Source organism: Rhizobium grahamii (genome assembly GCF_009498215.1).
GTDB classification, from domain to species: Bacteria; Pseudomonadota; Alphaproteobacteria; order Rhizobiales; family Rhizobiaceae; genus Rhizobium; species Rhizobium grahamii_A.
This window is the reverse complement of the sequence record NZ_CP043499.1, coordinates 62,088-74,127: the sequence shown is the minus strand read 5'-3', so window position 1 is coordinate 74,127 and position 12,040 is coordinate 62,088. Positions and strand designations below refer to the sequence as shown.

Annotated in this window: 12 protein-coding genes; 4 read left to right on the top strand and 8 right to left on the bottom strand. The window is 61.0% G+C overall.

Annotation, left to right across the window (positions count from 1 at the left end; all coding sequences use genetic code 11):
- Positions 1–350 precede the first annotated feature (350 nt).
- Positions 351–821 (top strand): DUF992 domain-containing protein, encoded by a 471-nt coding sequence (locus tag FZ934_RS19285; protein WP_153272553.1) that lies wholly within the window; start codon positions 351–353, stop codon positions 819–821.
- Positions 822–916: 95 nt separating this feature from the next.
- Here the strand turns inward: FZ934_RS19285 and FZ934_RS19280 are convergent, their stop codons facing one another.
- Complete coding sequence (locus FZ934_RS19280) at positions 917–1,057, bottom strand: hypothetical protein (protein WP_153272552.1); 141 nt, start codon at positions 1,055–1,057, stop codon at positions 917–919.
- A gap of 195 nt (positions 1,058–1,252) precedes the next feature.
- Between FZ934_RS19280 and FZ934_RS19275 the strand changes: the two genes are divergently transcribed.
- A complete protein-coding gene (locus FZ934_RS19275) occupies positions 1,253–2,500 on the top strand; it encodes an oxalate decarboxylase family bicupin (RefSeq protein WP_153272551.1) in 1,248 nt (415 codons plus the stop codon).
- An 81-nt stretch (positions 2,501–2,581) separates the two neighbouring features.
- Here the strand turns inward: FZ934_RS19275 and FZ934_RS19270 are convergent, their stop codons facing one another.
- The 6 genes from FZ934_RS19270 to FZ934_RS19245 all read right to left on the bottom strand — a co-directional run bounded on the left by FZ934_RS19270 (position 2,582) and on the right by FZ934_RS19245 (position 7,034).
- Entirely contained in the window at positions 2,582–2,818 is a 237-nt protein-coding gene (locus FZ934_RS19270) for a hypothetical protein (RefSeq protein WP_153272550.1), read from the bottom strand.
- Positions 2,819–2,966: 148 nt separating this feature from the next.
- Positions 2,967–3,809 carry a formate dehydrogenase accessory sulfurtransferase FdhD gene (gene fdhD, locus FZ934_RS19265; protein WP_153272549.1) on the bottom strand — a complete coding sequence of 281 codons (843 nt, stop codon included), beginning with the start codon at positions 3,807–3,809 and terminating at the stop codon, positions 2,967–2,969.
- An 11-nt stretch (positions 3,810–3,820) separates the two neighbouring features.
- Positions 3,821–4,393 carry a response regulator transcription factor gene (locus FZ934_RS19260; RefSeq protein WP_194273849.1) on the bottom strand — a complete coding sequence of 191 codons (573 nt, stop codon included), beginning with the start codon at positions 4,391–4,393 and terminating at the stop codon, positions 3,821–3,823.
- A gap of 169 nt (positions 4,394–4,562) precedes the next feature.
- Entirely contained in the window at positions 4,563–5,036 is a 474-nt protein-coding gene (locus tag FZ934_RS19255; RefSeq protein ID WP_153272547.1) for a DUF1348 family protein, read from the bottom strand.
- A 25-nt stretch (positions 5,037–5,061) separates the two neighbouring features.
- Complete coding sequence (gene moaA, locus FZ934_RS19250) at positions 5,062–6,108, bottom strand: GTP 3',8-cyclase MoaA (RefSeq protein WP_153272546.1); 1,047 nt, start codon at positions 6,106–6,108, stop codon at positions 5,062–5,064.
- 143 nt (positions 6,109–6,251) lie between these two features.
- Positions 6,252–7,034 (bottom strand): alpha/beta fold hydrolase, encoded by a 783-nt coding sequence (locus FZ934_RS19245; RefSeq protein ID WP_153272545.1) that lies wholly within the window; start codon positions 7,032–7,034, stop codon positions 6,252–6,254.
- Positions 7,035–7,518: 484 nt separating this feature from the next.
- Here FZ934_RS19245 and FZ934_RS19240 point away from each other — a divergent pair, with 484 nt between their 5' ends.
- Both FZ934_RS19240 and FZ934_RS19235 read left to right on the top strand, forming a co-directional pair.
- Positions 7,519–8,550 (top strand): cation diffusion facilitator family transporter, encoded by a 1,032-nt coding sequence (locus FZ934_RS19240; RefSeq protein WP_153272544.1) that lies wholly within the window; start codon positions 7,519–7,521, stop codon positions 8,548–8,550.
- A 97-nt stretch (positions 8,551–8,647) separates the two neighbouring features.
- Positions 8,648–10,942, top strand: a complete 2,295-nt coding sequence (locus FZ934_RS19235) for an FdhF/YdeP family oxidoreductase (RefSeq protein WP_153272543.1) — start codon at positions 8,648–8,650, stop codon at positions 10,940–10,942.
- Positions 10,943–10,979: 37 nt separating this feature from the next.
- Here FZ934_RS19235 and FZ934_RS19230 read toward each other — a convergent pair whose 3' ends face one another.
- Positions 10,980–12,038: an ABC transporter ATP-binding protein gene (locus FZ934_RS19230; RefSeq protein ID WP_153272542.1), complete on the bottom strand. Its 1,059-nt coding sequence runs from the start codon at positions 12,036–12,038 to the stop codon at positions 10,980–10,982.
- Positions 12,039–12,040 lie beyond the last annotated feature (2 nt).

Below are 12,040 nucleotides of genomic sequence, written 5' to 3'. Positions count from 1 at the left end.
GTTTCCCTGAAGTGTAGCAACTGCGGCCAAGCGGACAGCCTGCTGCAAAGCCCGGTCAGAACGGCCCGAACCGGGGTGTCCCCATTTCGAGGGCAAGGCTGGACTGGTTTGGGGCATTGAAGTCCATGGCGGTCCTGTGACGTTGTTGAGGCACAGAGGTTCTTAGCGCGATGGAGAACATCCATAAGCTGTACCTTGGTTTAGGTGACCGGCGACTTCGGCGCGCGCAGGGCGGGCCCTAAACTTAGGTATGACCCTTTCTAAACCAGCGGCTGATTTCGGCGCGTGCGCTGGGCTCCTATCCTTCTGAGCATCAACCAGCCACCAACTCCCAAGAAAGGATCTTCACGATGAAAAAATCATATCTGCTCTCGCTGCTCGCCGCCGGCATGCTGGCAGCGCCTGCGGTTGCGAACGCCGAACGCGCGGAAGTCGGAAAGCTCGACTGCGACGTCTCCGCCGGCATCGGTGTCATCGTCGGATCCAAGCAGGATGTGGATTGTACCTTCACGCCGACAACTTCCGGCGCGACGCAGCACTACGTCGGAAACATCACCGACTTCGGCCTCGATGTTGGCACGGTCGAGAAGGGCCGCATGCTTTGGCTCGTCTACAACGCAACGCGCGAGCCGGTTGCCGGTCTGCAGGGAACCTATAGCGGCGTAACAGCCGACGCCAGCGTCGGTATTGGTGCCGGAGCCAACGTGCTCGTCGGCGGAAGCGCAAAGACCCTTTCGCTGCAGCCAGTCTCCCTTGAAGGCGACGTCGGACTGAATCTGGCGGTCGGCGTGACCGCGCTCAAGCTGCGCCTGGCGAACTGAGACTGCCGCTAGTTGCGCTTGGCGTGACCCTTCGATCTCCTTTTGCGTGCTTTGTTTCGATCGTGGGCCTTGGCGCGCGGTCGAGACAAACCATTTCATGCAATGCCGGTGTCCATGATGACGACGATCCGCATCCTTCGCGCTCCCTCAAACCATCGGCGATACGCCATCGCTGCGATCGCGTTGAGGGTCGGGCTTGCAAGCCTTAGCGCAGCGACATTGTGGGGCGTCGACATAGAACCAACCGCAGCGACTGCAAGCGTAGCCGCCGTACCGGTCGAGGCTCCGGCATATTCAATGCAGTAAGTGCCTGCCCATCTCAGCGGTACCGCGTAGGCGACAGCAAGTGACGACTGCCGGCCTGTCAGGCCTGAATCGCTGAGGGGCCGGCGCGGCAGCTCTAATTCATCGAAACTAACGGAGTGATAGCTATGGACTCTCTTTCAAGACGCACAGTGCTTGCCCTTGGAGCAATGGGAGGCACGGCCCTCGCGGCGGGCGCCGCCCATGCGGCTACCTTTGGCAATCCGGATCAACCGGCCGAAGGCGCCATCAATGCCAATCCCGGCGGCCTCTCGGATCCCGGCCCGAAGAACCCTGCGATCAACGAGCAGTTTCCCTCGTTTCAGAGCCCGCCGGCAACTGACGTAGGTGACATGCAGCTGTTCTGGGGCTCGTTCAACAATGCCGCCAAGCGCATCCAGAATGGCGGCTGGGCACGTCAGGTCACCAAGTCGGATTTTGCCATCTCCGACGCCGTCTCCGGCGTCAACATGCGTCTAGGTCCCGGCGGCGTCCGCGAGATGCACTGGCACCGTGCCGCCGAATGGGCAATCATGACCAACGGGCGCTGCCGCGTGACGGTTCTCGATGCTCAGGGGCGCGCCTACGTGCAGGACGTCGAGGCGGGCGATCTCTGGTATTTCCCGGCAGGCTTTCCGCATTCGCTGCAGGGTCTTGGTCCCGATGGCTGCGAGTTCGTGATCGTCTTCGACGAAGGCGATCAGTCCGAGTATGGCACGCTGCTTCTGACCGACTGGCTCGCGCATACCTCTCCGGAGTTGCTGGCCAAGAATTTCGGCGTTCCCCAGGAAACCTTCAAGAACATTCCTTTGCAGGACCTCTGGATATTCCAGGGCAAGGAGCCCGGCCCGCTTTCCGAAGATCAGGAAGCCGTCGCCTCCGCCGGCCTGCCGCCTTATCCCTTCACCTACAGGCTGACGGGATCGGCGCCCCTGAAGCAGAACTCGTCGGGCACGATCCATCTTGCCGACAGCAGCATCTTCAAGGTGTCCAAGACCATCGCGGCGGCGATCGAGACGATCAAGCCGGGCGCCGTGCGGGAAATGCATTGGCACCCGAATGCCGACGAGTGGCAATACTGGATCAAGGGCGAAGGCCGCATGACGGTGTTCGACGCTGGCCCGCGCAGCCAGACAGCCGACTTCCGCCCCGGCGACATCGGATATGTCAAGAAAAGCCAGGGCCACATCATCGAGAACACCGGCAACACAGACCTGCAGTTCGTCGCCGTGTTCAAGGTGGCCGAGTACCAAGAGATTGGCCTGTCCTCCTGGCTGACCCATACGCCGGCGGCACTGGTCGCGCAGCACCTCAATGTCGGCGTTGCCGACATCGCCAAGTTCCCGGCTGATCAGCCGGCACTGATGCCGCGCTGATTGAGACGGAGGCACGGCGTCGCTCGGCGCCGTGTTCCTCCCACAGATTTATCAAAGGCGGCGGCGAGCCCAGATCGCCTGTTAAGCGAGCGCTTCCGTGTCTTCGACTTCCTCCTCCACGGATGACGCCGAAGCAATCATCGAGATCAGCGTAGCACTGACGAACAGCGAAGAATGCGAGTTGATGATCCTGCCGGAAGAAAGCTTGAGTAACGGCCCATCGATATCGATCACAGTATCCGTGAAGTCGTTCTCTCCCCAGCCCTCCGATGTCCCTTCAATCAAGACGAACCGATACGTCGCTCCAATATCGAACATTCTCATCCCCCTTTGTCCCATAGCAGCCTGACACTTGACAAAGTCATGTCAAGACCTGGCGTGAGCTTTCGGGGCTCGGAGACTACTCCGATCATTTCTTTTGAGGACGTTCGCTGACCGACGAGCGCTCACAGCCGCCCGCGGCACGTCAGCCGAAATGGCGGAGTTGTCCGATCGTTGCAGGAAACGAGATCCTGCTTTCACCGGTGAATATCTCATAATCGTTGCCGCGAACGAGACCGACGAGGGTCATGCCCGCCTCTTCGGCCGTCCGGATTGCAAGCGCGGTCGGCGCAGAGATTGCGACCAGCACCGGACTTCCCAGAATTGCCGTCTTCTGTACCATCTCGACGGAGATCCTGCTCGTGACCACGACGGCGCCCTTCGCACCGTTTCCGCCGGCACGCACGACGGCACCGCACAACTTGTCGAGAGCGTTGTGCCGACCGACATCCTCGCGTGTGGCGACAAGCCCCTGACCTGGGACATAGAAGCCCGCACCATGGACCGCGCGTGTTTCGCGATGTAGCGGCTGAGAGCGGTTCAGCAGGGATATCGCGTAAGGCAGGTCGTCCGCAGCCAGGGCAAGACCTGTGCTCGAGACCTGTGGTACCTTTCGCACGGCCTGCTCGATGGATTCGATACCACACAGGCCGCAGCCGACTGGCCCTGCCATACTGCGCTTGCGGGCGCGCAGCGCCTGCGTGACATCCTCGTTGAGTGATATCTGGATGTCGATCCCCATGCCGGTCTCGACGACCTCGATCTCCGCGATTTCATCCGGGGAACCGATGATGCCTTCCGTGAGACTGAACCCGACAGCGAAATCCTCGAGATCACCCGGCGTTGCCATCATCACAGCGTGTGACGATCCGGCGTAGGAGATCGCAACCGGCACTTCCTCGGGCACGACGCGCGAATTTGCGGAGAACCGACCATCTCGAAACGAGAGCCGACGGGTGAGAGCTAAAAGCGGGCGCGGTGACTGCATCGGTACGACCTTCAGAGCATTGGGGAGCGCTTGAGCAGACGCTGCAACGTTCTGCGGTGCATCGACAACTGCCGTGCCGCCCGCGCCACGTTGGCGCCGCACGCCATGTAGACATCCCTGATATGCTCCTGGCGGACGCTGTTGGGTGCGGGGAAGGACGACAGGAAGCGCGGCTCGACGCCGGCATTATCCAGCAGCAAAGCAACGAGAAAGTCCGTTTCCGTCGGTTTCGGGAGAACGTCGCTTGCACCGGCCTTGATGGCGGATACCGCATTAGACAGATTGCAGAACCGGCTGTGAACGAGGGTCCGGCAGCCCGGATTGCTGTTGGCGATAGCTTCCACGATTTCGACGCCATCGCCGTCGTCAAGGACGAGCTCCACGACTGCAAAGGAGATTTCGCGCTCGCGGAGATGTCGTTCAGCCGCTTCAGCACTATCGGCGAGGCAGACGTGAAGCCCTTCGTCGACGAGACGCTCGACCAGAGGCGACGCCAAGCCTACTTCCGGATCGACGATCAGCGCGGTTATGCGCCTGGCCGCGGCCTGATGCGCGCCTGAGTGCATGAGATCAGCATCAATCATCACCATCTCCTTTGCTTCGAGTGGAAGGAAGTCTAGGAGGATTGCGCGATCACAAACACTATACGTAGGGTTAGTTCGCATGGGACGCAGGTACATCGCGTCCGGGAGATACGTATCCCAAAGCGCCATGCGGCTCCGTTCGAGCCGCATGGTTGCTGATGGATTTCCGTTAAAGTCCGAGCTGCGAAAGGCCGGGGTGGTCCGTTGGGCGGGGCGCGCCGCGATCCCATCTGTACTTGCGATCCTGCTCCTTGATCGGCAGATCGTTGATACAAGCGTAACGGCGCTGCATCAGGCCGTTTTGCGCGAATTCCCAGTTCTCATTTCCGTATGACCGGAACCAATTGCCGGAATCGTCGTGCCACTCATAGGCGAAGCGCACTCCGATCCGGTTTTCATGCACCGCCCATAATTCCTTTATGAGCCGGTATTCCAGCTCCCGCGCCCATTTGCGGCTCAGGAAGGCGACGATGGCGTCGCGACCGTTGACGAACTCAGCGCGATTTCTCCATTCGCTATCGACCGTGTAGGCAAGCGAAACCCGGTGCGGATCGCAGCTGTTCCAGGCATCCTCGGCGGCGCGGACCTTCTGGGCCGCGGTCTCCATCGTATAAGGAGGGAATGGTGGGCGTTCTTCCGTCATGGCGCTGTTCCTTTCCGTAATTTCATTACCCGCCGGTGACGCTCATATGGCGGGCGACGGCCGGGCGGTTGTGGGTGCGATCAATGATGAAGTCGTGGCCTTTCGGCTTGCGCGAGATTGCCTCGTCGATCGCCGCATAGAGCAGCCCATCGTCTTCGGTAGCGCGCACGGCGGCGCGCAGGTCGGCGGCGTCGTTCTGGCCAAGGCACATGTAGAGCGTGCCCGTGCAGGTCAGCCGCACGCGGTTGCAGCTCTCGCAGAAATTATGCGTCATCGGCGTGATGAAGCCGAGCCGGCCGCCGGTTTCCCTGACCTCGACATAGCGGGCCGGACCGCCGGTGCGGTAGCCGATGTCGGAGAAGGTGAACTGTTCTTCGAGATCGGCCCTCAGCTTCGACAGCGGCAGGTAACGATCGGTCCGGTCTTCCTCGATCTCGCCCATCGGCATGGTCTCGATGACGGTCAGATCCATGCCACGGCCATGCGCGAAGCGGATCATGTCAGGCATCTCGGCGTCGTTGAAATCCTTGAGCGCCACAGCGTTCAGCTTGATCTTCAGACCGGCCTTCTGGGCGGCATCGATCCCTTCCATCACCTTGTGGAAGTCGCCCCAGCGGGTGATCTGGCGAAACTTGTCGGGATCGAGCGTGTCGAGCGAGACATTGATGCGGCGGACACCTGCGGCGTAGAGCTCGTCGGCGAAGCGGGCAAGCTGCGAGCCGTTGGTGGTCAGCGTCAGCTCGTCGAGGCCGGAGCCGATCTGTTTGCCGAGTTCGCGCACCAGATACATGATGTTCTTGCGCACCAGCGGCTCGCCGCCGGTCAGCCGCAGCTTGCGCACACCCTTGGCGATGAAGGCGGAACAGAGCCGGTGCAACTCCTCGAGCGTCAGCAGTTCCTGTTTCGGCAGGAAGGTCATGTGCTCGGCCATGCAATAGGTGCAGCGGAAGTCGCAGCGATCGGTAACGGAGACGCGCAGATAGGTCACGGCCCGCTTGAACGGGTCGATCAAAGTCTGCTGACCAACTGGCGCTTCAAACGGGATCGACGAGACCACGGTATCGTTCAGCATAATGAGTTCCCCGCATTGTCCGTCAGGATAGGCATTCTGGGATATAAACCAAGCTATCTCAAGGTATGGACGCAGCATCCGGTCAACTGCAGGTCCGCTCGTCGCCTTGGATACGACAAGCGGACCTGCGGATCTCTCACAGTTCATGCGTGCTCTGCGCCGGCGGCTCTCAGAATAAGCTGCGAGACCGCGTCCGGCTGTGAAATCAGCGACAAGTGGCTCGCCTTTAGCTCGATCGTGGTTGCGTTCATGCGTTTGGCCATGAACCGCTGGAGGTCGGGATTGATTGTGCGGTCTTCTGCCGAGACGGCATAGTAGCTTGGCTTCGACCGCCAGGCCGCATTGGCGGTGACGCCTGAAAGAAGTGTCTTGTGGAACGGCTGCTGTACCGCGTAGAGCACTTTCGCCTCAGCTTCCGGCAGATCACCGGCAAAATCGTGCAGGAACGCCTGCTCGGAAAGTCTGCCCTCATCGCCATCGAAGACAATGCCTGCGCTCGCCGGAGGCGTCGGATACTCTTTTGCGAGTGCCGTGTAGTCTTCGCCTGCATCGGGTGCGCGCGCCGCGATATAGACGAGCGACGACACCGCCGGGTGCACGCCCACGTCCGAGACGATGACGCCGGAGAAGGAATGGCCGACCAGCACCGTCGGCCCGTCCTGGCGATCTAGGACACGCCGTGCGGCAGCCAGCGCGTTCGGAAGGGACGTGAGCGGATTTTGCACGGAAGTGCAATTCAGACCCTGCGCCTGAAGGCGGGCGATCACCTTCGACCAGCAAGATCCGTCGGCAAACAGTCCGTGCACGAAGACGACGTTTCGAACATTCGGGGTGATTGTCTTGGCGATGGCTTCGGATTTGACAAGCAGGGATGCTGCCGCGCCAGCCACAAGGGCAGTGGAAAAAGTTCTTCTGTTCATCAGCATGATCGTCTCCGTCCATGGGAACAAGGTGTCGATCCCTCGGGCGCCGTGGCAAACCGCTGCGGCTTGCTTCCGCCGGGATCGAGTAGCCTTCTATGCTTGCCCTTCTCGAAAAACATCTATCCGTGGGTATAGGCGAAACTGCACATTCGGCCTGCGGCACCGTTCGCCCTCTCGGGAAAGATAGCAGTCGACCGCCAACGGCCTTGCAGAACGTGGTCCGATGATCCGCCACAGGCTATACAAGCGAACTATGCGGGGGGTTGATCCGACCCATACCTAAGTCCAGTTCCGCCGTCTGCCCGATCAGTCTAGCTTCTACCTATCGCCTCACCCCTCAACGAGGCGGGTAGCACCCTCCCAGCTACCGATCTTCGGCGCCCCTCCCCTCCGCCGAAGCCGCGGATCCTCCCAAGATCCGCCATGGCCGTCTCCGTCCGCCCCGGAGACGGCCCTTCTTTTTTGAAAGCCACGACAGGAGCGGCAGATGCAAGGAAACGTAACCAACCTTTCGTGGTCGATCACAGCGACACAGAGCGGTCTCGGAACCGTCGCAATCAGCCTTGTGGCCGACCTCGTGATTGCGTCGATAAAGTTTGTTGCGGCTTACATATCGGGCAGTACCGCGATGTCGAGCGAAGGCGTCCATTCGCTTGTTGACGCGGGAACGGAGATCATCCTGCTCTACGGCCTGATTGCATCAGGCAGAAAGGCGAATTCCGAGCACCAGTTGGGATACGGTCGCGAGGTCTATTTCTGGAATTTTGTCGTCGCCGTCCTGATTTTTGCCTTCGGGGCCGGTATCGCGCTCCTCGATGGCCTTCATCAGATTGCACGGCCGAAGCCGATTTCCGATGAGACGATCAGCTACATCGTGCTCGCCTGCTCCGCGATGGTTGACGGGGCGGCGCTTTGGGCTGCGGTGCGTCGCACCGGCGTTGGACGCGGCCACGACAGCCTGCTCCAATTTCTGCGACGCCGGCGCGATCCGACGGCTTCGACGATCCTGTTCGGCGGCGTCGCTTCGATGGCTGGGATACTGGTAACATCCGGCGGACTGGTCGCTTCGCATCTGACAGGAGATCCGCGCTTTGACGGCCTGGCATCGCTGGCAATTGCCGGCATTCTGACGGTCACCGCCTTCAAGCTGGCCTCACAAAGCATGTCACTGCTCATCGGCGTGCCCGCAGATCCCTCCGTGGTTGCCGAAATCATCGAGGACACGAAGAGGAATCCGACGGTCCAGGCAGTGAACGGCGTTATCAGTGCGCATCTTGCGCCTGAGCAATTGATCGTTGCCCTCAGCGTCTGGTTTACCGAAGAGCTTTCGAAGGCCGGTGTGGAGCAGGCGATTGCAAACGTCGAGGACGATCTGCGCCGCCGTCACCCGCAAATCCTCGCCCTTTTCATCAAACCACAGTCGCCTGAACGTTATCACTCGCTCCGCGGTCCCGGCATCCGACAGTCTCACATTCGCGTCCCTGGCGAACGCGCGACAACACCCTATGCTTCTGTATAATGGGCGCGGCTCAAGGCCGTTGCTAATCTCGTATGACTGATAGGCCCATCAATGATCTGCCGCCGCCTTGGCCATGCAGGATCGAAGGAGTTCGGACATGAAGGATCAGCGCCCGGAAGGCATTGAACAGTATGACCAGCCTGCCGGCGGCTGGGGTGCACTCAAGGCCGTCGCCAAGACGCTGGCCCATCAGCAGGTGGTTGCGCAAGGCACCATGACGTTGCTGAAGGCCAATCAGCCGGAAGGCTTCGACTGCCCCGGCTGCGCGTGGCCGGACCCCAAACATACATCGTCATTCGAGTTTTGCGAGAATGGCGCGAAGGCGATCACCTGGGAATCCACGGCCAAGCGGTCGGGACCGGACCTCTTCGAAAACAACACCGTCTCCGAACTCTGGACCTGGAGCGACCACCAGCTGGAAGACGCCGGGCGGCTGACGATGCCGCTTCACTACAACACGGATCGCGATCGCTACGAGCCGATCGAATGGGACGCCGCGTTCAAGCTGATCGGCGAAGAGCTGAACAAGCTCGACGATCCGAACAAGGCCGAGTTCTACACATCCGGACGCGCGTCCAACGAGGCTGCGTTTCTCTACCAGCTCTTCGTCCGCGCCTTCGGCACCAACAACTTTCCTGACTGCTCCAACATGTGCCACGAGGCGACGAGCGTCGGGCTTCCGATGTCGATCGGTGTCGGCAAGGGGACGGTGACGCTGGAAGATTTCGATTTCGCCGACGCCATCTTCAGTTTCGGCCACAATCCGGGCACCAACCACCCGCGCATGATGACGACGCTCCACAATGCTTCACGCCGCGGCGTTCCGATCGTCGTCTTCAACCCGCTGAAGGAACGGGCGTTGGAGCGCTTCGCCGCACCGCAAGATCCGATCGAGATGGCGACATTGTCGTCGACGCCGATCGCCTCGGCCTATCATCAGGTTCGAACAGGTGGCGATCTTGCTGTCCTCAAAGGCATGATGAAAGTGATCTTCGAGCGCGACGCGGCCGATCTTGATCATGGTGGCGCTGGGTTGCTGGACCGCGCCTTTATCGAGGAGCATACCGACGGACTGGAAGCGGTGCGCGCGGATGTTGAGGCAACAAGCTGGGACCAGATCGTCACTGTCGGCGGGCTCTCAAGGGAAGCGATCGAGAGTGCTGCCAGCGTCTATCTTACCGCAAAGAACGTGATCATCTGTTACGGCATGGGGATCACGCAGCACGCGAACGGCACGGGCAACGTGCAGCAGATCGCCAATCTGCTGATGCTGCGCGGCAATCTCGGCCGCCAGGGTGCTGGCATTGCCCCGATCCGCGGTCATTCGAACGTGCAGGGCGATCGCACCGTCGGCATAACCGAAATCCCGAACAAGGCTCTGCTCGACGGAATGGAACGAGCATTCGGCTTTAGGCCTTCGGGCGAAAAGGGCCACAATGCGGTCGAGGCAATCGAAGCGATTATCGCAGGAGAGTCCAAGGCGCTGATCTGCCTCGGCGGTAATCTCGCGGTTGCGATGTCCGACCCGGAAGCGACCTTTCCGGGCATGCGCAAGCTCGACCTTGCCGTTCACATCGCCACCAAGCTCAATCGTTCGCATCTGCTGACCGCAAAGACCTCGCTTATTCTGCCGTGTCTCGGACGGACCGACCTGGATACGCAGGCATCAGGTCCGCAATCGGTGACCGTCGAGGATTCCATGTCGATGGTTCACGCCTCCCGCGGTTTCCTGAAGCCGCCGAGTGAGGAACTGAAGTCGGAGCCCGCGATCATCGCCAATATTGCGAAGGCAACGCTCGGCGATCGCTACGGTATCGATTGGGACGGCCTCATCGCCAACTACGACCGCGTGCGCGACAAGATCGAAGAGGTGTTCCCCGATTTTCACGAGTTCAACAAACGCGTGCGCATCCGCGGCGGCTTCCGGCTCGACGTCGCGGCGTCATTCCGCCGGTGGAACACGCCAAAGGGCAAGGCAAACTTCCTGGTCGCTCCCGGGCTGGACGAGGATCCGCTGATCCGCAATCCCGAGGCGCTTGTCCTCACCACAATCCGCAGCCACGACCAGTACAACACGACCGTTTACGGTCTCGACGACCGATATCGCGGCGTTTTCGGGCGGCGAGACGTGATCTTCATGAATAGGGACGATCTGGCCGGTCGCGGGCTCAAGGACGGCGATCTGATTGATATCCGCGGGCTGGTCGGCTCTGACGAAACATCGCATCGCGTTAGCCGCTTCACGGCGGTCGAGTACAACATCCCGCGCGGATCAATTGCCGGCTACTATCCCGAGATGAATGCCGTCGTGTCGCTGCGACACTACGACAGGCTTTCCGGCACCCCCTCATACAAGGGTGTGCCAGTTACCGTGGCCGCAAGTCAAAGCTAGGCAAAGCGCCTTTGCCTCCTGCCGACGTAAATCGGGTCTAGTCGACCCGATTTCCGGCGTCGTCGAACACGTGGAGATGCTTGGCAGGAAATACGACGTTGACATGCGGGCCTGCCGCCAGCGCTTCGCGGTTCTGCGTGAAGATCTTGAACGGCAGGCCGTGAAGCGACAGGTGCAGGATGATGCCGAAGCCGGTCGGTTCGATCAGCTCGACAGCGGCAGTGATGCCCTGCCCCCCATCAGCCATGACGACATGCTCCGGCCGGATGCCGAGCGTGACCTTGGCGCCGTTTGCCAGCGATAGCGGAGCCGCCAGCGGCACGATGGTCCCGTCCTTGAGCTTGATCCCGCCATCCGCGTAGGTTGCATCGAGGAAATTCATTCCTGGTGAGCCGATGAAGCCGGCGACGAAGAGGTTCGCCGGGCGATCGTAGAGTTCAAGCGGGCTGCCGACCTGCTGCACGACGCCGCCGTGCATGGCAACGATCCGGTCTGCCAGAGTCATTGCCTCGATCTGGTCGTGGGTGACGTAGATCGAGGTCGCCTTCAGGTCGCCATGCAGTTTCTTGATTTCCGCACGCATCTGTTCGCGCAGGCGCGCGTCGAGGTTCGACAGCGGTTCGTCGAACAGGAAGGCCTTCGGCTGGCGCACGATCGCGCGACCCATGGCGACGCGCTGGCGCTGGCCACCGGATAGCGCCTTCGGCCGGCGCTCGAGCAGCGGGTCGAGGCCGAGTTTGGAGGCCGCGGCACCGACGGCGCTGGCGATCTTCTCCTTGGCCGTCTTCCTGAGCTTCAGGCTGTAGCTCATGTTGCCGGCGACGTTCATGTGCGGATAGAGCGCGTAGGACTGGAACACCATGGCGATGTCACGGTCCTTCGGATGCAGCTCGTTGACGCGGTTGCCGGCGATGCGGATCTCGCCGCCGGTAACGTCCTCGAGGCCGGCGATCATGCGCAGAAGGGTCGACTTGCCGCAGCCGGATGGGCCGACGAGCACGACGAACTCGCCGTCCTTGATCCTGAGGTCGACGTCGTGCAGCACCTTGACGGGACCATAGGCCTTCTTGACGTTCTGGATATCGATCGATGCCATTT